Annotated in this window: 13 protein-coding genes; 9 read left to right on the forward strand and 4 right to left on the reverse strand. The window is 44.9% G+C overall.

The genetic code is table 11. From position 1 onward, the window contains the following. The 7 genes from PSI15_RS08075 to PSI15_RS08105 form a co-directional block, all read left to right on the forward strand. A partial coding sequence (locus PSI15_RS08075) for an Ig-like domain-containing protein (RefSeq protein ID WP_273583076.1) occupies positions 1-422 on the forward strand: 422 nt, incomplete at its 5' end. Between the two features lie 301 nt (positions 423-723). Further along, positions 724-5,229: an inverse autotransporter beta domain-containing protein gene (locus PSI15_RS08080; RefSeq protein WP_273583077.1), complete on the forward strand. Its 4,506-nt coding sequence runs from the start codon at positions 724-726 to the stop codon at positions 5,227-5,229. Positions 5,230-5,426: 197 nt separating this feature from the next. Beyond that, entirely contained in the window at positions 5,427-6,698 is a 1,272-nt protein-coding gene (locus PSI15_RS08085; RefSeq protein ID WP_273583078.1) for an Ig-like domain-containing protein, read from the forward strand. 206 nt (positions 6,699-6,904) lie between these two features. Continuing rightward, a complete protein-coding gene (locus tag PSI15_RS08090; protein ID WP_273583079.1) occupies positions 6,905-8,176 on the forward strand; it encodes an Ig-like domain-containing protein in 1,272 nt (423 codons plus the stop codon). A 206-nt stretch (positions 8,177-8,382) separates the two neighbouring features. Continuing rightward, complete coding sequence (locus tag PSI15_RS08095) at positions 8,383-9,645, forward strand: Ig-like domain-containing protein (protein ID WP_273583080.1); 1,263 nt, start codon at positions 8,383-8,385, stop codon at positions 9,643-9,645. A gap of 194 nt (positions 9,646-9,839) precedes the next feature. After that, the gene (locus PSI15_RS08100) at positions 9,840-11,090 is read left to right on the forward strand and encodes an Ig-like domain-containing protein (RefSeq protein WP_273583081.1); all 1,251 of its coding nucleotides are present in this window, start codon (positions 9,840-9,842) and stop codon (positions 11,088-11,090) included. Positions 11,091-11,297: 207 nt separating this feature from the next. Beyond that, complete coding sequence (locus tag PSI15_RS08105) at positions 11,298-14,468, forward strand: inverse autotransporter beta domain-containing protein (RefSeq protein ID WP_273583082.1); 3,171 nt, start codon at positions 11,298-11,300, stop codon at positions 14,466-14,468. Positions 14,469-14,604: 136 nt separating this feature from the next. On the opposite strand, the gene PSI15_RS08110 is transcribed toward PSI15_RS08105, so the two are convergent. Next, positions 14,605-15,891 carry a bifunctional O-acetylhomoserine aminocarboxypropyltransferase/cysteine synthase gene (locus PSI15_RS08110; RefSeq protein WP_273583083.1) on the reverse strand — a complete coding sequence of 429 codons (1,287 nt, stop codon included), beginning with the start codon at positions 15,889-15,891 and terminating at the stop codon, positions 14,605-14,607. Between the two features lie 341 nt (positions 15,892-16,232). Between PSI15_RS08110 and PSI15_RS08115 the strand changes: the two genes are divergently transcribed. Beyond that, positions 16,233-16,805 (forward strand): Ail/Lom family outer membrane beta-barrel protein, encoded by a 573-nt coding sequence (locus PSI15_RS08115; RefSeq protein WP_273583110.1) that lies wholly within the window; start codon positions 16,233-16,235, stop codon positions 16,803-16,805. A gap of 89 nt (positions 16,806-16,894) precedes the next feature. On the opposite strand, the gene PSI15_RS08120 is transcribed toward PSI15_RS08115, so the two are convergent. The 3 genes from PSI15_RS08120 to PSI15_RS08130 form a co-directional block, all read right to left on the reverse strand. Further along, the gene (locus PSI15_RS08120) at positions 16,895-17,698 is read right to left on the reverse strand and encodes a Thoeris anti-defense Tad2 family protein (protein ID WP_273583084.1); all 804 of its coding nucleotides are present in this window, start codon (positions 17,696-17,698) and stop codon (positions 16,895-16,897) included. A 544-nt stretch (positions 17,699-18,242) separates the two neighbouring features. Beyond that, positions 18,243-18,617: a type II toxin-antitoxin system PemK/MazF family toxin gene (locus tag PSI15_RS08125; protein WP_273583085.1), complete on the reverse strand. Its 375-nt coding sequence runs from the start codon at positions 18,615-18,617 to the stop codon at positions 18,243-18,245. Then, positions 18,617-18,889: an AbrB/MazE/SpoVT family DNA-binding domain-containing protein gene (locus PSI15_RS08130; RefSeq protein WP_273583086.1), complete on the reverse strand. Its 273-nt coding sequence runs from the start codon at positions 18,887-18,889 to the stop codon at positions 18,617-18,619. The genes PSI15_RS08125 and PSI15_RS08130 overlap by 1 nt, the downstream gene beginning before the upstream one ends. Positions 18,890-19,147: 258 nt before the next feature. Here PSI15_RS08130 and PSI15_RS08135 point away from each other — a divergent pair, with 258 nt between their 5' ends. After that, a complete protein-coding gene (locus PSI15_RS08135) occupies positions 19,148-19,936 on the forward strand; it encodes an SDR family oxidoreductase (RefSeq protein ID WP_273583087.1) in 789 nt (262 codons plus the stop codon). Positions 19,937-19,941 lie beyond the last annotated feature (5 nt).

Here is a 19,941-nt window from a genome sequence, read left to right on the forward strand (position 1 = left end):
CAACTTCCGTTGGAGATAAGGGTTATACCATTACGGTTGTGATCAGTGATAAGCAGGGTCACCCACTGAAAAACCAGTTTGTGAATATTAAATGGTATCCAGAGACCTTGCCGGATGGCGTGAAGTGGTCATCAGTGACAGACAAAACGGATGAGCAGGGGCAATTGTTTGCGACCTTAAGCAGTACCAAGCAGGTAACCGATGCGTTCAGAGTCGAAATCTCCCTGGATGATGGCAAGACCAAAATCCCCTCACATAATGTTATGATGTTCGAGTATGACATTAAAGTTGAATCTTTCCCAATGGAAAGAACGGCAATTTTCGCCGATGGTATTCAACGTCTTACCTTTAAGGCAAAACTGATAGATAAAGGTACGAATCTTCCGTTGCCTGAAGGACTGAAATTACCCAATCCACCTTAAACGTGACAGCTACAGACGACATGAACTTTGTTCAGTAAAGGTGGAAACACTGGAACCATAATTCTCTCAGGAACCAACACATTTGAATATTGTTAAATAGGATAAAATAACAAAAAACAGGCTCAAAATCATTGAGCCTGTTTTTTTATGGAAGAAGCGATAACTTTTTCTTATCAGCTAATAACAATATTTCATTAAGCGCATTACAAATAAATCACCTAATGTAACTTAAGTGCACAAAAGTATTAATTTTTATTCTTATTGAAAGTTGGGACATCAAATATTCTATGAGGTGCTATATATGAGTCCATATATTGGTAAGAAGTTCATTCGATTTTTACCTTATATCGGTTCTCTGTTTTTGCCATTTGTAGCTATCAATACTTTGGCTATAGGTGAAAAGAACACGGAACAGAAAACGCAGAACGTGGCAAATGAAAAATGGTTAAATAAATCAGACAATCGGGGAGAAAATAATAGAGCCGATGAAACCGCCGGCTTCATTGCGCAAAATATTCAGACGGTGGCTCAGGTATTATCGTCTTCACCTTCGGAGTTGACCGAACAGGCTAAATCCTACGCGACGTCCTACGCGCTGGGAAAAATCAATGGCGTGCTATCCGGCGAAACCCAGAAATGGTTATCCCAGTTTGGGACAGCCAAAATTAACTTTGCCCTCGACCGAAAAGGCAAGCTGGATAATGGCTCACTGGATCTGTTGCTTCCGCTCTACGACAATAAAGCTGACTGGCTGACTTTCTCTCAGTTTGGTTACCGTCATAAAGACAGCCGCCATACCTTAAACGTCGGTTTGGGTGGGCGTTATTTTACCCCGGATTGGATGTACGGGCTGAACACCTTCTTTGACCATGATATCACCGGTAAAAACCAGCGCCTCGGTGTAGGGGGCGAAGCCTGGACCGATTATGTCAAACTTTCCACGAATACCTACTGGCGTCTGAGTAAGTGGCGTCAGTCACAGGATGCTCATGATTGGGAAGAGCGCCCAGCCAGCGGTTTTGATCTTCTCGGTGAATTCTATTTACCCGCTTACCCGAATTTGGGCGGTAAATTAGGCTTTGAACAATACTATGGTGACAATGTTGTGCTGTTCAACCGTGACAGCAAACAGAAAGACCCCAGTCTTGGCAGGGTCGGCCTGAATTATACGCCGGTTCCGCTCCTCACCATGGGGGTGGATTACAAATATGGCGGTAGCGGACGCAGTGAAACCCTGTTCCAGGCCAACCTGAATTATCGATTTGGCGTCCCGTTTGGTGCGCAGTTCTCGCCAGATAGCGTGGCCTCCGCACGGACACTGGCAGGCAGCCGCTATGATTTAGTCGAAAGAAACAATCATATTGTGCTGGATCACCGGAAGAAAGAAGTAGAAAAAGAACTGCAATTGACACTGCCGCAAGGCACTATCGTAGGTTATAGCCAGCAACACTGGCCAACCCCAATCCCTGTGGCGGCGAACATAGAATCACGCATCAAGCGCATCATCTGGCAGGCCGATGAGCCATTTACCCAAAATGGCGGCAGCATTACCAGCGATAATAAGCAGATGGAACTGTTATTACCTCATTATGTGCCGAATGGGCAGAATACTCATGCAGTCAATATCCTTGCGGAAGACAATAACGGTAAGTTGACCAAGCCCGTTATGTTGAATGTGACCGTACAACCTTTAGATATAAAACAGTTTAAGACTGAAACTATCCCCGCCTCGGCTGATGGCAAGGAGAGTTATAGATTACTGGCCACACTTGTACAGGGTGCCGCCGGAACCGATCCTATCCGCAATGCCCTGTTTAAGGATGCCATATGGTCTTTTGAACCGCAAAATAACGGTGTGAGTCTGGTGTGGGAAAACCCCAGTAAAACCAATGATAATGGACAATTGCAGGCCACTATCAGCAGTGCCCAGCCACTGAAAGATATCAACGTTTTCCTGGAACTGCCGGGCATGGCTAAAAAACATCTTGGTGATGTGAGCTTTGGCCGTCTCCTGTCTGACTTTAACGTCCAGTCTGTCAAGTCGCCGGTACGAGGGTCATTGTTCACCGGAAATAGTGGTTATATCTTTACCGCATTGGTCACCAATAAGCAGGGTGAACCCCTGAAAAACCAGAAAGTGGATGTTAAGTGGTACCCTGTGGCCTCGTCCTTGCCGGATGGCGTGATTTTGTCATCAACGCAGGATACGACGAATGATCAGGGGCAACTGTTTGCAACCCTGACCAGTACCAAGCCGGCAAAAGATATTAAAGTCGGTGTATCAATCGATGGTGGTCAGACCATAACCTATGTTGATAACCCCATAACGTTCATAAATAACATTAATGCTGGCGAGATGCAGGTTGCTTCTGTCAAGCCACCAGTACAAGGGCTGTTTTTCACCGGAAATAGTGGTTATACCTTCACGACCGTGATCACGGATAAGAAGAATAAGCCACTGCAAAACCAACCTGTGGATATTAAGTTTTATCCAGAGCAGTTACCGGATGGCGTTCAATGGTTACCCGTGAAAAATACGACGGATGATCTGGGGCAAGTGTTTGCGACCTTAATCAGTAGCAAGGTGGCAAATTTTGCGCTTACCGATGTGTCAGTGGATGGTGGCAAGACCAAAAAATCCATTGATATACCCGTGACTTTCGTGGATGCGGTTAAAGCCAAAGATCCTGAAGTTGACTCGGTCACCTCGTCACAAAAATCACCACTTTTCGTTGGCGAGAGTTATACCTTTACAGCAGTAGTCAAAGATAAGCTGGGTCAGAAACTGCCAAACCAGAAAGTGGATGTTAAGTGGCTTCCTGAACAGAAAGACTTGCCGGATGGCATGACGTGGTCAGCCGTGAATGACACGACGAGTACAGACGGGAACTTGACGGCGACCTTAACCAGTACCTTGCCAACACTCAGCGATATTAACGTCAGTGTGTCAGTGGATAATGGTAAGAACAGTACTTCCTTTGGCGCTGTAGCTTTCGAGCCTGCCATGATACTTAAGAATATGACGTCGTCACTGCCATCGCCAATTATGCTCGGCGGTAAAGATAATAGTTATACCTTTACAGTAGTGGCCTACGACAATAAGACGAGTAAGCCACTGCCAGCAGGCCAGAAAGTGGATATTCAGTGGTATCCTGAGCAGAAGGACTTACCCGCTGGCGTGACGTGGTCAGTGAATGAGACGACGGGGGCGAACGGCGAATTGACGGCGGTCTTAAGCAGTACTAAAGAGGCACAGGATATTAACGTCGCTGCGTCAGTCTATGGGCCTGAACAAAAAGTCTCCTTCAATCAGAATCCTATGGCTTTCTTGGGTGAAGTTAGTGTTGAATCTGTCACGTCGTTAGTCGACGGGAAGGTGTTAGCCGGAGGGAAAGGTTATACTTTTCAGGTATATCTCACCGATAAGTCAAAGCAGCCGTTGAAAAACCAGTCCATCGATCCCACTAAGATTCAATGGGATATCGACACGACGGATAAGACAGGCATGCAGTTGTCGTCAAGTCAAACTGGGCAGTACAAGACGAATGAGAAAGGGTATTTATTTGCGACCTTAACCAGTAGCAAAGCCGCAGACAACGTGAAAGTCAAAGTGACAATGAACGGTGCTTCCGTGGAATCTCAGGCGGTGAGTTTCATCGGTGATATTAATTTGGACGATATTACAGTGGTGAATCCGCCTACAGGCGATCTCGATGGCAACGGAAGTAGTGGCTATCAGTATCAGACTATAGTGACGACAGGTGGCAATAATACGGCCGTGGATGATCTGAATCTGGCTAACGACTATGAGATAACGTGGGGCGTGAAGGATAGCGGTAGCGGAACCAATAGACCGTATCACTATGAGAAGTTGGTCGGTAATGAGCTTAAATTCAACGGGACGAATAGCATTACCACTAGCACGGGAACGAAGGGAACGTTAACGGCAACATTAACCAGTTTAGTTGGTCTTGATGATGTGCTGCCCACTCTGACGCTTACGCCGAAATCAGGTAGCAATCTGGTTCCACGGACTGTTTCGGCACAACCTAAGCAGGCAAAGAACTTTAAGCCACTACCTAATACGGATAAGACTCAGGTTGTGGGAATACGTGTTTTCGATCGGAACGGTCAAGCAAAACCGCAGCTACATGGTCAGGGGCAACCTGATATTATCCTGGACCAGATGCTTGCAGAGCTATGGGATGTTGGGAATAGAACGAGTCTGTTTGATGCACAAAAGGAAACCGCTACGGCGGCACTTCCGGCAGGACAGAAGAATACTCAGGATGTGATAAAGACAACGAACGAGCAATTCCAGTTTGTTGCTATTCCTGCTCCCAACGCTACCAATAGTCCATTTATGACACTAGATCCTACAAATCTCAATATGACTGTGATTAACAATGATACAGGAGCAAAACGTCTCTACACTTATACGATGAAGCCTGCGCAAATTTTTGTGAATTTGCGCGAAGTTTATAATTTATCGTCAACCACCCCCTCGCCGTGGAACTACTGTAATGATGTAAATCGGGGGGGGGCTTCTTTAATAGACCCACTGTTATCGGATGTATGGAGTGCTCCTGGTGTTAATCCGGCCACGTTAGTGAGTCAGTATCCCGATTTATCAAAATGGACAATCATGGAGGGAGCGACAAATGTGAGGGTGCTTGGTAGCGTAACAGGTGCTGTCGGTGTTTATAGCCTTGATCTTGATAATGGTCAGACTAGTGTATATGATGATGGTAAGGTTGGGGATATTAATAAGGTACAAGATGCATTCCTCTGCCGGTTAACTAAATAATATTAAACTAAAAAAACAGGCTCATAATTGAGCCTGTTTTTTTATTATTCAGGTGATAACTTTTCCTTATCAGCCAATAACAATATTTCATTATCCTGTTGGCAATAAGTCAGCTAACGTGTCCGAAGTGCCCGCAACGATAAATATTTATGTTTGCCAGGGTATTGGAATATAAAATATTACATGAGGAATTTTATATGGACGCTTATAGAAATAATAAGGTTATTCGATTTTTGCCTTATCTCAGTTTTCTTTTTGTACCGTTGATATCAATGAACGTTTCTGCTGCCGTTAAGATTGGCGGGGTTGAAATCACCTCGGCCACTCCGGAGGTTAATGGCGACGGCAAACAGGTTCACGCCTACCGGGTAAAAGTGACCGATGCAGCCAGTGGTAATGCCATGCCCGGCCTGACCTTTGACCGCGATAAGGTTATCTGGCAGGCGGTTCACGCCGGCGGCAAGTTTGACTATGGCCAGTTAATCAAGGAGGGTAAGCTGGCTTTTGGTAACCCAAGCCTGACCACGGATGAGCAGGGTTACTTGACCGCAACATTAAGCAGTTCGGTGGGGCTTGACGATGTTCAGGCCAGACTGGCGCTTGTGACCGAAACGGGCAAACAGGAATCGAAGGCTAATACGGCTGTGAAATTTACAACGCCAACGCTGCCGGCTGGCTTGTTTGTTTACAGTTATTGGAATTCCACCTATGACACGAGAGATACACATAAACCGGAGCCAGTGAAAACACTCCATCGTTTTTATAGGAATACTGAGCAGGGGCCGTATAATATCCCAGACTCAGCAGTGGCAGAGCTGCGGGTTGAGCCGAATACAGGTCTTTTTGATCCTCGCACTGAAACCGCAGTGACGAGAGTCGTAACCGGAAAGGCCGCCGCTCCCAGCGGATATGGCAATAAATACTGGGTGGGGAGCAGATATAAGAATCCAGTCATAGAGCCGACAACACTCGAGATGACGGTGACTCACAATATTAATGGCGGATCAACAGGTTACACTTATACCCTAAACCCTCAGCGTGTTTTTATCGATATGACAAATCGCAACAACAGCGCAGTCCTCTACAGTTTCATTAATCGTCACGTCATTAGTCTGGATAACTGTGAGGATAATACAGCGAAAGACACAGGAGGCAATACGTATAGCCCAGTGATGTTGTCGCAGGTGATGCGAACAGGCCTGCAAACAGGCAGCGATCAAACACTATTGGACGAATACCTCGATATCACGCAGTGGCACTTAATTAGTTCAGTCACTGCCGGCCATAATTGGGATGAGAATGGGTATGGCACCCCAACTCGCACACCCATTATCAAGGTGATTCAGGATCAAAGAAATTTAGAAAATCTGGGCGACATGATTGGGTTTGATATATCGAGTAATACAATACTTGGTGAGAATGAAAAAATGCCACCAGACGCGATGCTCCTCTGTCTGTTCAATTCATAGACCATAGGATAAGGTGATAAAAACAGGATCAAAATCATTGAGGCTGTTTTTTATTATTCAGGTGATAACTTTTCTTTATCAGCCAATAATAATATTTCATTACCTTGCTGGTAATAAGTCATTGAATGTGTGTCAAGTGCCTGCAAAGATAAATATTTATTCTTTCTCAGGCATTGGAATATAAAATATTACATGAGGGATTTTATATGGACGCTTATAGAAATAATAAGGTTATTCGATTTTTGCCTTATCTCAGTTTTCTTTTTGTACCGTTGATATCAATGGACGTTTCTGCTGCCGTTAAGATTGGCGGGGTTGAAATCACCTCGGCCACTCCGGAGGTTAATGGCGACGGCAAACAAACCCATACTTACCGGGTAAAAGTGACCGATGCAGCCAGTGGTAATGCCATGCCCGGCCTGACCTTTGACCGCGATAAGGTTATCTGGCAGGCGGTTCACGCCGGCGGCAGGTTTGACTATGGTCAGTTAATCAAGGAGGGTAAGCTGGCTTTTGGTAACCCAAGCCTGACCACGGATGAGCAGGGTTACTTGACCGCAACATTAAGCAGTTCGGTGGGGCTTGACGATGTTCAGGCCAGACTGGCGCTTGTGACCGAAACGGGCAAACAGGAATCGAAGACTGACATGGCTGTGAAATTTACAACGCCAACGCTGCCGGCTGGCTTGTTTGTTTACAGTTATTGGGATTCCGCCTATGACACGAGAGATACACATAAACCGGAGCCAATGAAAACACTCCATCGTTTTTATCAGGATACTGAGAATGGGCCGTATAATATCCCAGACTCAGCAGTGGCAGAGCTGCGGGTTGAGCCGAATACAGGTCTTTTTAATCCTCGCACTGAAACCGCAGTGACGAGAGTCGTAACCGGAAAGGCCGCCGCTCCCAGCGGATTTGGCAATAAATACTGGGTGGGGAGCAGATATAAGAATCCAGTCATGGAGCCGACAACGCTCGAGATGACGGTGACTCACAATATTAATGGCGGATCAACAAGTTACACTTATACCCTAAACCCTCAGCGTGTTTTTATCAATATGACAAATCGCAACAACAGCGCAGTCCTCTACAGTTTTATTGATCGTCACGTTATTAGTCTGGATAACTGTCAGGATAATACAGCGAAAGATACAGGAGGCAATACGTATAGCCCAGTGATGTTGTCGGATGTGATGCGAACAGGCCTGCAAACAGGCAGCGATCAAACACTATTGGACGAATATCCTGATATCGCGCAGTGGGGATTAATTCGTTTGGTCACTGCTGGCCATAATTGGGATGAGAATGGATATGGCACCCCAACTCGTAAACCCATTGTCAAGGTGATTGATGACAGAAAAAATTCAGGATATCTGGGCAAGATGATTGGGTTTGATATATCGAGTAATACAGTACTTGGTGAGAATGAAACAATGCCACCAAACGCGATGCTCCTCTGTCGGTTCAATTCATAGACCATAGGACAAGGTGATAAAAACAGGCTCAAAATCATTGAGGCTGTTTTTTATTATTCAGGTGATAACTTTTCCTTATCAGCCAATAACAATATTTCATTACTTTGTTGGTAATAAGTCATTGAATGTGTGTCAAGTGCCTGCAAAGATAAATATTTATTCTTTCCCGGGTATTGGAATATAAAATATTACATGAGGAATTTTATATGGACGCTTATAGAAATAATAAGGTTATTCGATTTTTGCCTTATCTCAGTTTTCTTTTTGTACCGTTGATATCAATGGACGTTTCTGCTGCCGTTAAGATTGGCGGGGTTGAAATCACCTCGGCCACTCCGGAAGTTAATGGCGACGGCAAACAAACCCATACTTACCGGGTAAAAGTGACCGATGCAGCCAGTGGTAATGCCATGCCCGGCCTGACCTTTGACCGCGATAAGGTTATCTGGCAGGTGGCTCACGCCGGCGGCAGGTTTGACTATGGTCAGTTAATCCAGGAGGGTAAGCTGGCTTTTGGTAACCCAAGCCTGACCACGGATGAGCAGGGTTACTTGACCGCAACATTAAGCAGTTCGGTGGGGCTTGACGATGTTCAGGCCAGACTGGCGCTTGTGACCGAAACGGGCAAACAGGAATCGAAGACTGACATGGCTGTGAAATTTACAACGCCAACGCTGCCAGCTGGCTTGTTTGTTTACAGTTATTGGAATTCCACCTATGACACGAGAGATACACATAAACCGGAGCCAGTGACAACACTCCATCGTTTTTATCAGAGTAATGAGCATGGGCCGTATAATATCCCCGACTCAGCAGTGGCAGAGCTGCGGAATGATCCCAATACAGGTCTTTTTGATCCTCGCACTGAAACCGCAGTGACGAAAGTCGTAACCGGAAAGGCCGCCGCTCCCAGCGGATATGGCAATAAATACTGGGTGGGGAGCAGATATAAGAATCCAGTCATAGAGCCGACAACACTCGAGATGACGGTGACTCACAATATTAATGGCGGATCAATAAATTACACTTATACCCTAAACCCTCAGCGTGTTTTTATCGATATGACAAATCGCAACAACAGCGCAGTCACCAGCGGTTTTATTAATCGCCACGATATTAACCAGGATAACTGTGAGGATAATACGGCGAAAGATACAGCAGGTAATACATATAGATCAGCGATGTTGTCGGATGTGATGCGAACAGGCCGCGGTCAAACATTATTGGACGAATACCTTGATATCACGCAGTGGGGGTTGATTCGTTCGGTCACTGGCGGCCATCATTGGCAGGAGAATGGGACTGTCGCCCCAACTCGCACACCCATTATCAAGGTGATTGATGACATACGCGATTCTAAAAACCGGGGAAAATTGATTGGGTTTGATATATCGAGTAATACAAAATTTGATGGTGATGAAATACCCCAAAACGCGATGCTTCTCTGCGAGTTCAATCCAACAGAGTAAGGTCATAAAAACAGGCCCAAAGTCATTGAGCCTGTTTTTTATTATTAAGATGATAGTTTTTCCTTATCAGCCAATAACAATATTTCATTACTTTGTTGGCAATAAGTCATTTAATGTGTGTCAAGTGTCTGCAAAGATAAATATTTATTCTTTCTCAGGCATTGGAATATAAAATATTACATGAGGAATTTTATATGGACGCTTATAGGAATAATAAGGTCATTCGATTTTTGACTTATCTCAGTTTTCTTTTTGTACCGTTGATATCAATAAACGTTTCTGCTGCCGTTAAGATTGGTGGGGTCGAAATCACTTCGACCACTCCGAAGGTTAATAGCGACGGCGAACAGGCTTATACTTACCGGGTAAAAGTGACCGATGCAGCCAGTGGTAATGCCATGCCCGGCCTGACCTTTGACCGCGATAAGGTTATCTGGCAGGCGGTTCACGCCGGCGGCAAGTTTGACTATGGCCAGTTAATCAAGGAGGGTAAGCTGGCTTTCGGTGACCCAAGCCTGACCACGGATGAGCAGGGTTACTTGACCGCGACATTAAGCAGTTCGGTGGGGCTTGACGATGTTCTGGCCAGACTGGCGCTTGTGACCGAAACGGGCAAACAGGAATCGGAGGCTAATACGGTCGTGAAATTTACATCAATACCGCAGCCTGCCGGCTTGTTTGTTTACGATTATTGGAATGCCGAATATAAAACAAGAACGACAAAGATACCGGAGCCTGGAACAACACTCCACCGTTTTTATCAGGATACTGAGAATGGGCCGTATAATATCCCCGACTCAGCAGTGGCAGAGCTGCGAAATGAGTTCAATACAGGTCTTTTTGATCCTCGCAATGAAACCGCAGTCAGCAGAGTGGTAACCGGAAAGGCCGCCACTATCACCAATGCCAATAAGTACCGGTTGATGACTGGATATCATTCAGTCAAGGAGCCGACAACGCTCGAAACGACGGTGACTGGCAAAAATGGAGAAACATCAATCTACACTTATACCCTAAAACCTCAGCGTGTTTTTATCAATATGACAAATCACAACAACAGCGCTGTCACCAGCGGTTTCATTAATCGCCTCGATATTAGCCTGGATAACTGTGAGGATAATACGGCGAAAGATACAGCAGGCAATACGTATAGCCCAGTGATGTTGTCGCAGGTGATGCGGACAGGTAGCGGTCAAACATTATTGGACGAATACCCCGATATCACGCAGTGGGAATTAATTAGTTTGGTCACTGCCGGCTATCATTGGCAGAAGAATGGGACTGGCACCCCAACTTACACACCCATTATCAAGGTGATTAATGACTCACCTGAGACTGTGAACCCAAATGCTTTGATTAGTTTTGATATATCGAATAATACGGTCATTAGTGAGAATGAAAAAATGCCATCAAACGCAATACTTCTCTGTCTGTTCAATTCATAAGCCATAGGACAAGGTGATAAAAACAGGCTCAAAATCATTGAGCCTGTTTTTTATTATTCAGGTGATAACTTTTCCTTATCAGCCAATAACAATATTTCATTACGCATATTGTAAATAACTCTCCTAATGTATCTTAAGTACACAAAAAGATTCATTTTTTATTCTTATTGCGTATTGGGACATCAAATATTCCATGAGGTACTATATATGAGTTCATATATTGGTAATAAGTTCATTCGATTTTTACCTTATATAAGTTCTCTGTTTTTGCCACTTATATCATTGAATGCATTGGCTATAGGTGAAAAAAATATTGAACATCAAACGCAGAAAGTGGCAAGTGAAAATCCATTAGATAAGAGGGGAGATGAAACCGCTGGTTTAATTGCACAAAATATTCAGACGGTGGCTCAGGCATTAGCGTCTTCACCTTCGGAGCTGGCCGAACAGGCTAAATACTACGCGACCTCCTACGCGCTGGGAAAACTCAATGGCGTAATATCCAGCGAAACCCAGAAATGGTTAGCCCAGTTTGGGACAGCCAAGATAAACTTTGCTCTGGATCGAAAAGGGAAATGGGATAATGGTTCGCTGGATATGCTGTTTCCACTCTACGATAATAAAACCGACTGGCTGGCCTTCTCTCAGTTTGGTTACCGCCATAAAGATAGCCGCCATACCTTAAACGTTGGCCTGGGCGGGCGTTATTTTACGCCCCGTTGGATGTATGGGCTGAACACCTTCTTTGACCATGATGTCACCGGCAAAAATCAGCGCCTCGGCGTCGGGGCTGAAGCCTGGACCGATTATGTCAAACTCTCTGCTAACTCCTACTGGCGTCTGACTAAATGGCGTCAGTCACTGGAAGAACAGGATTGGGAAGAGCGTCCGGCCAACGGTTATGATTTTAGCGGAGAATTCTATTTACCTGTTTACCCGAATTTGGGTGGTAAATTAGGCTTTGAACAATACATTGGTGATAACGTTGCGTTATTCAATCGTGACAGCAGACAAAAAAATCCCAGTTTGGGCAGGGTTGGCCTGAATTATACGCCTGTTCCGCTCCTCACTATGGGCGTGGATTACAAATATGGCGGCAGCGGACACAGTGAAACGCTGTTTCAGGCCAACCTGAATTATCGGTTTGGCGTCCCTTTTGGTACGCAGTTCTCGCCGGATAGTGTGGCTTCCATGCGTACACTGGCGGGCAGCCGCTATGACCTGGTGGAAAGAAACAACCATATTGTGCTGGATCAACGGAAGAAGCCAGACGAATTGCAATTAATACTGCCGCAAAGCACGATCGTGGGTTATAGCTTGCAAAAATGGCCAACCCCAGTTCCCGTGACGGCTAACCTCAAATCACGTGTCAAGCGTATCATTTGGCAGGCAGATGAGGCGTTTACCAAAAATGGTGGCAGTATTTCTGGTGTTGGCGGTAATGAGATGATGGCGCTGGTATTGCCTAACTACGTGCCGGCCGGCCAGAATACGCATATGATCAACGTCATTGCGGAAGACAATAGTGGTAAGTTAACCAAGCCGACTATTTTGAGTGTGACCGTACAGCCTTTGGATGTAAAACAGTTTAATGCTGAAAAAATCATTTCCACAGCTAATGATGGCAAGGAAAGTTATCAATTACTGGCCACGCTCTCCCATGGTGCAGCCGATACCGATCTTATCCGCGATACTGAGTTTGAGAATGTCATCTGGTCTCTTGAGCCGCAAGATGATGACGTGAGCCTGGATTGGGAAAAAACCAGTAAAACCAATGCGAAAGGACAATTGCAGGCGACAGTAAGCAGCTCCCAGCCACTGAAAGATGTTAAAGTTTTTCTGGAAATGCCGGGAATGCCCAAAAAACACATTGGGGATATTGGCTTTAGTGGACTGATTTCTGACTTTAACATTCAATCGATTAAGCCATTTGTCGAAGGGCCACTTCTCGCCGGAGATAGCGGTTATACCTTTGTGGCAGAGGTAAAAAATGCGCAGGGTAAACCACTGAGAAACCAGAAAGTGGATATTAAGTGGTATCCAGAGACCTTGCCGAATGGGGTTGAGTGGTCATCAGTGCAGGACACGACGAATAATGATGGCCGATTGTTTGCGACCTTAAGTAGTACCAGGCCGGCAGCAGATATTAAAGTCTGGGCATCAATGGATGGCGGTAACACCATAACTTATGTTGATAAACCCGTCACTTTCGTGGGTGATATTAAGATTGGTGAGGTGATAGTTAAATCGCCTGATCACGTGCTCAATGGCGACGGCAAACGGGCTTATATCTATATGGCACAAGTGACGGATGCTGCCAGTGGTAATCCCATACCCCATCTGACCTTTAACCACGATAAGGTGATGTGGAACGTCGTTAATTACAACAAGTTTGACTACGGTCAGTTGCAAAAAGAAGGTAAGCTGGTTTTCGCCAATACAACCTTAACCACGAATGATCAGGGGTACTTAACCACAACGTTAAGCAGTTCTGTCGGTCTTAACAACGTTAAGGCTAAGCTGGAGTTTGTGACGGAAAGTGGAAAACAGGAACAGACAGCCGACACTGCCGTGAATTTTGTGCCGGTAGATCAGCCAGCGGGGTTGTATATTTACAATAGCGATAACATTTCCGGCAATACTCCTTTAGTCGATAAATTCTACAATAGCGATGAGAATGGGCCTTATAACCTTTTCCCCTCTTTGCAGGGAGAGCTGCGCATTGATAGAGATACGCCTCTTATTGTTGATTTTAACCTTGAAGAGGGTGACTATAAAATCGTCTCAGGTCAGTCAGTTAGCCAATATAATTCAGTAATAGGCCCAAATGGGCAGGGTACGATTGATTTTAGGTCAAGTACCATCCCGACACAGCTCAGGGCGATTGTGACTAACAAACAGACTGGAGCAATGCGTGCATACACTTATACCATAAAACCCTTGCGCTATTTTGCGGTATTTACAGACGGTATGATACGCCCGCAAACAGAGTCATGTGATCATCAGGGACGGAGGAATCCTCAAGATCTTAATCTTCCGCCTGACGGTTATTTACCGACTCAATCAGTGAAGGTCACGGATTTATGGCCACTATCCTGGCAAGCACCTAATACAACGCCTATCCACAATGTCAAATATGGCACCACGCTACTTGAAGAATTTCCCAATATAATGGATTGGGGTCTGATAGGTAATGCGACCGGTACCCCTGAAATAAACCCCAAACGTGCTATGTTGGCGTATGATGACAGGAATCCCGCGAGCGATGAAAAGAACGGATATGTTGGGTTTGATATTGATAGCCACAATATCGTTGACAGATCGGAAGTTGATAGTCAAGTCGTTTGCTTGATGGCATCTTACGCAAATGTTAATTAAAAATCAATAAGGCAGGTAATGAAACACAGGTTCAACATTGTTGAACCTGTGTTTATTTATGTATCTACAATTATATTGTGGCTACATTGCAAGGTGATTTTTTAATCAAAGTAGGCAAGTTGTGCTTGGGTGACCCTCAAAATGCTTGCGCCTTTGCCGCCTCCAGCGCTTGCGCAAGGTCGGCAATAATATCATCGCTATGCTCGATGCCAATGGACAGGCGAACCAAATCGCGTGAAACCCCCGCTTTTGCCAGTTCGTTATCATTGAGCTGACGATGGGTGGTTGATGCCGGATGACAAGCGAGCGATTTGGCATCCCCAATATTGACCAACCGCACAATCAGTTGCAGAGCATCAATAAAACGGATACCGGCTTGTTCCCCGCCTTTAATGCCAAAAGAGAGAATTGATGCTGGCTTGCCTCCAAGATAACGGACAGCCAAATCATATTCAGGATGGGCAGGTAACCCCGCATAGTTAACCCAGGAGACTTGAGGGTGTTTTTCCAGATATTGGGCGATTTTCAGCGCATTTTCAGCATGGCGCTCCATGCGTAGCGCCAGTGTCTCCAGCCCCTGTAAGATCAAAAAGGCATTAAACGGTGACAAAGCGGCACCGGTGCTGCGCAACGGCCCGACACGGCAGCGTGCGATAAAGGCCGCCGCCCCAAAATGTTCGCTATAGATGATGCCGTGATACGAAGGATCTGGCTTGTTTAAAATCGCAAAGCGCGCCTGATGCGCCGCCCAGGGGAATTTGCCTGAATCGACAATCATCCCGCCAATCGAGGTGCCATGCCCGCCAATATATTTGGTCAGGGAATGGATAACAATATCAGCGCCATGTTCAAACGGGCGGCATAAATAGGGCGTTGCGACGGTATTATCAACAATCAGCGGAATGCCGTGTCGATGGGCAATTTCAGCCAGTGCCTGGATATCGACAATATTTCCGCTGGGGTTAGTGATGGATTCGCAGTAGACAGCTTTGGTTTTCTGGTCGATCAGCGCATCAACAGCAGCGAGATCGTCATGATCAACAAAACGGGTTTCAATCCCCAGTGCGGGAAAACTGTGCGCCATCAAGTTATATGTTCCGCCATACAGTTTTGCCACGGAGACGATATTATCCCCGACAGCAGCAATGGTTTGTATGGCGTAGGTGATCGCCGCCATACCAGAAGCCACGGCCAGCGCGCCAATACCACCTTCCAGAGCGGTGAGACGTTTTTCCAACACCTCATTGGTTGGGTTCATGATGCGGGAATAAATATTACCTTCCACTTTTAAATCAAACAGGTCAGCACCATGCTGGGAATCATCGAAAGCGTAGGAGGTAGTCTGGTAAATAGGGACAGCCACGGCTTTGGTCGTGGGATCGGGTGAATAACCTGCATGAATAGATAAAGTTTCTAATTTCATTGTCATTTCCTTTAAATAAGTCAATGGTACTGACACGTCGATACTCGTTGCACCTCAAGAAGCCTCTGTTATCTGCTCGCGTCGCGGGGGAGATAACAAGCTGCTTTCTTCTTGCGAGCTTTACAGGGTATAAAATCAAAAACAGTGGAACAGAAAAAAGTATGGCCAATTTACAAAATGGCCATGTGAGGAAGCAATATCATAAAAAAATACCGAGAGATATCAATTAATAATCTAATATAACTCACATTTGCTGCATTTTATCCGATTGCCTGACAGAAACTATCTATACTTGAAGCGGTTAAAACGTTTAATAAACATAAAGGTAATTATTGATGGTGATGAAAAAAGCGCTGTTTGCCACTTTAGCCGTATCCAGTGTTATGTGGGGTTCAGTCACTTATGCCGATTCACAGACGGTTGCCGTCGGTTATGCACAAAGTAAAGTGCAGGCGTTTAAAAATATCCGCGGGGTCAATCTTCACTACCGTTATGAATGGGATTCTCCGCTCACGATTATTGGCTCATTGACTTATATGAAGGGCGATAAAGAGGGGAGTGACCGCGTAAATAACGCATTCTGGCAAGCCAAGGCAGATGCAAAATATTATTCATTACTGGTTGGGCCTGCCTATCGAATTGATGATCAAGTGAGTGTTTATGCCTTATTGGGATTTTCCCATACCAAAATTGATGTTACTGAGAATGAGTACACAGAAATAAGTGGTAAAAGGAAGCATTCGTTCTGGAATATTCATGAAAAAGCGACCAATATTGCCTATGGCGCCGGCGTAGAATTTAATCCTGTTCGAAACTTAAGCCTTTATGCCGGCTATGAAGGTTCCGCCGCGAAATTCAACGGCAAAGATCATGGTATTAACGGGTTTAATGTTGGAGTGGGTTATCATTTTTAAATAAGATTATTTTGTTAAGTGGGATAATAAAGAGCAAGGCCACGCGTTAACGTGGCCTTGAATTTAAAATATAGCGTTGGGTATTTTATTTATTTATCACTCCAGCTGAGTTCAAAACGCGTGGTTTTATCTGTTTGCATCATGATGTCACTTAATACATCAATCCCACCATGAGTAAGAGTGATTGTATCGTCCGATTCGTCAATCTTACCGTCACTAAAAGGATAAGTTACGTTGTCAACAGTTATAGAAACCGATTTTTTGAATAGCTCTTTAACTTCCGGATAATCTTTATTGTTCTTATCAAAGGTGACCGACAATAAAAAATAAGGGGCAGAATCCTTAAAAGGATCCGTAAAAATCTGATAATAGAAGGATGAAATGTTGGCAACAGATGTATTATTTGAAATTACCTTTAAATAACCGAAAGGAGGGGGAGTTATGCTATATCCATAACGTAAATATTCAGCAGGAGGAGTATTGGCGCCATTTACCATATTTTCGTGTTTGGGCTCCCCTGGTTTAAGATCAAAAGATAACGTACAGTTTCCTGGCTTGGGCTTACTGGGCTCACTGGGCTTACTATCATCTGATTCCAGCAAGTTCCAATCACAAGCCAGCATATCGTCTTGTATCGGTTGCCAATTTGTTGTGCCGTTTTGTTTGCGCTTTTCGATATAAGGTAAGTCATCGGGCATGCCGGCAAGACGTATATACTCTACAGCGGAGTCCCAATGATGACGAGACACTTTCTTTCCTAAGTACACCTGAATCATTGCCCAAGGGTATGAGCCGACAGGCGCAACAGTATCATTGACCTTAACTTTATATTGTTCTGGGTCTAATAGACACTGAATATCAGTATTATTTTCGGGCTTATTAATTTCAGACATAAATTCCTCACTTATTATGAGTTAAAGTTCAAGGGGATTTCATCTTACTGCTAAACCGCCAGCTAATATTACTTAGTCTGGTTTTTTATTTCAATAATATAAGCTATAAAAGCCATTAATACAGGTTAAGATCGGGGTTTTTATTATAAAACCTGTCTGTTTTCTGTCATGAATATCCGTTAAGGAGTAAATGCGAATTTTATATCTGAAATTTTTAAGTGATTATTTCTGTTTGTGATTTTTGAGTTGGTGGTTAATTATTTTATGGGCATTGCGATAGTCAATAAATATTAGGGTTTAAATAAATTTAATGTTGGGGTAGGTTATTATTTTTAAATAATACTTTTATTCATTGGGATTCTTTTCGTCGATAAAGCTTTCCAGCTTTAAAGTTTATTTGAAAACTGTTTGAATGATGCCCCAATCTGGCATCAGACCGAACAGGAAGCACACGTCAGAGTCGTACCGTTTTCTGTCGTGCTCCCTATCCGGTCATCGATTTTCTTCAATAACGGCTCAGGCCTGAGTGACAGGCCTTTCACAATTAATTTAATTGGGGATCTAAAATATCTATGACCTTAGATAATATTTCATCAACAACATTAGGTTCAGCCTGTGCCGAATAGGTAGCCTGGCACTTATTCAAATCAAGTGATCGGATCTGGTAACAAAGCACAACACCGGTAACTTTTCCGGTATCGGTACCTGCGCCATCCAGATATACGGTGACAGCTTCAGAACGTGCCATTCCTCCCCCGCTAGTAATTGGAACGCAAAGTGCAGTACCTAATTTTTGATTCAGTGCAAATTCAGAGATAACCAGATAGTAATGCGCCCCTTTAAATTCTCTGCCGCTAACGAGATCGCCGTTAGCGTGCCAGATTTCACCCTTGCGTGGGACGTTCTTTCTATGCACCATTAAATCACCTCATTGCTAACATGGGGAGAATCTAGATCGCCGGCTGTTGCTTCGTTGAAAGCCCGCACTTCTGTTTCATCAATGCCTTGCAACAGCTCAGAAAGCGATTTCCTGCCTCTGGCAATTCTACCCGCCGGTTTGATGCTTATTGTGTCGCCTGACGATCTTACATCCAATGTCATGCCGACAGACCACCCCATTACTGTTGCAATATCACTAGGGATTGTGACAACGACAGCACCTCCCTGTTGACGTAAACGTGTTCTTGCCATGATGACCTCCAATAAATATGCAACTTTGTCTCACCCATTTATTGTATCAGTAAGTTTCACAAAGTCGCGCTTTTTGTTTCGATATCGCAGCAGGGCTTCCCTATTATCTGGGCGATGTATTAAGAAATTATGGATATCTGCACTCAATGGATATTTTCTGCATATAGCGGCTAATTGAACGTCTATATTTCACGTAATTATACCCCCTCATAATTTGTTATTTCACTCTGGTAGGCATATGACAAGAGGGGGATCCTTATGCAGGGCTTAAATAATAAAGTCGCGATTGTCACGGGTGGCGCAACCAAAATTGGTGCTACTGTTGCCAAGGTATTGAGTGAATATGGAGTGAAGGTTGCTATTTTCGATATTGATCAGGAAGGGGGAAAAAAAGCTGCCGGCCTGCAACCGGCATTGATCCGCTTCTGGCCGGTTGATATTACGGACGATAAACAACTTTCACAGGGAATACAGGAAGTTGCTGATTTTTATGGTCGCCTGGACTTCCTGATCAACCTTGCCGCCACGTATTTGGATGATGGTGCCTGTTCCGGCCGTGAAACATGGCTGACCGCGTTAAATATCAACGTGGTCAGTGCCGTTCAGGCCGCCCAGTTTGCCCGACCTTATCTGATTGCAGCGGGAGGCGGTGCCATTATTAACTTTACCAGCATCTCCTCCTCTATTGCCCAGACCGGCCGTTGGTTATATCCCGCTTCAAAAGCCACGTTATTGCAAATTACCCGCAGCATGGCAATGGATTATGCCGCTGACCACATTCGCGTTAATTCAGTTTCACCAGGGTGGACTTGGTCACGGGTCATGGATGAGCTGACGCAAGGGAATCGACAGAAAACCGATCAGGTTGCCGCTGATTATCACCTGCTTGGCCGTGTCGGCGATCCTGAAGAAATCGCGCAAGTTGTGGCCTTTCTCTTATCTGATTTAGCCAGTTTTGTCACTGGGGCGGATTATGCCGTTGATGGAGGCTATTCAGCAATGGGGCCAGAACAGGCAAAACCCGCCATTCCGCGTTTGACGGAATAAGCACC

This window comes from Xenorhabdus sp. PR6a, from assembly GCF_028599065.1.
GTDB classification, from domain to species: Bacteria; Pseudomonadota; Gammaproteobacteria; order Enterobacterales; family Enterobacteriaceae; genus Xenorhabdus; species Xenorhabdus doucetiae.

What these genes read in the sequence shown, in the direction of transcription:
- PSI15_RS08100 (WP_273583081.1), top strand. Translation starts at nt 9,840, where the DNA reads ATGGACGCTTATAGGAATAATAAGGTCATTCGATTTTTGACTTATCTC.
- PSI15_RS08125 (WP_273583085.1), bottom strand. Translation starts at nt 18,617, where the DNA reads ATGGTGCATAGAAAGAACGTCCCACGCAAGGGTGAAATCTGGCACGCT.
- PSI15_RS08135 (WP_273583087.1), top strand. Translation starts at nt 19,148, where the DNA reads ATGCAGGGCTTAAATAATAAAGTCGCGATTGTCACGGGTGGCGCAACC.
- PSI15_RS08110 (WP_273583083.1), bottom strand. Translation starts at nt 15,891, where the DNA reads ATGAAATTAGAAACTTTATCTATTCATGCAGGTTATTCACCCGATCCC.
- PSI15_RS08090 (WP_273583079.1), top strand. Translation starts at nt 6,905, where the DNA reads ATGGACGCTTATAGAAATAATAAGGTTATTCGATTTTTGCCTTATCTC.
- PSI15_RS08120 (WP_273583084.1), bottom strand. Translation starts at nt 17,698, where the DNA reads ATGTCTGAAATTAATAAGCCCGAAAATAATACTGATATTCAGTGTCTA.
- PSI15_RS08085 (WP_273583078.1), top strand. Translation starts at nt 5,427, where the DNA reads ATGGACGCTTATAGAAATAATAAGGTTATTCGATTTTTGCCTTATCTC.
- PSI15_RS08095 (WP_273583080.1), top strand. Translation starts at nt 8,383, where the DNA reads ATGGACGCTTATAGAAATAATAAGGTTATTCGATTTTTGCCTTATCTC.
- PSI15_RS08105 (WP_273583082.1), top strand. Translation starts at nt 11,298, where the DNA reads ATGAGTTCATATATTGGTAATAAGTTCATTCGATTTTTACCTTATATA.
- PSI15_RS08130 (WP_273583086.1), bottom strand. Translation starts at nt 18,889, where the DNA reads ATGGCAAGAACACGTTTACGTCAACAGGGAGGTGCTGTCGTTGTCACA.
- PSI15_RS08115 (WP_273583110.1), top strand. Translation starts at nt 16,233, where the DNA reads ATGAAAAAAGCGCTGTTTGCCACTTTAGCCGTATCCAGTGTTATGTGG.
- PSI15_RS08080 (WP_273583077.1), top strand. Translation starts at nt 724, where the DNA reads ATGAGTCCATATATTGGTAAGAAGTTCATTCGATTTTTACCTTATATC.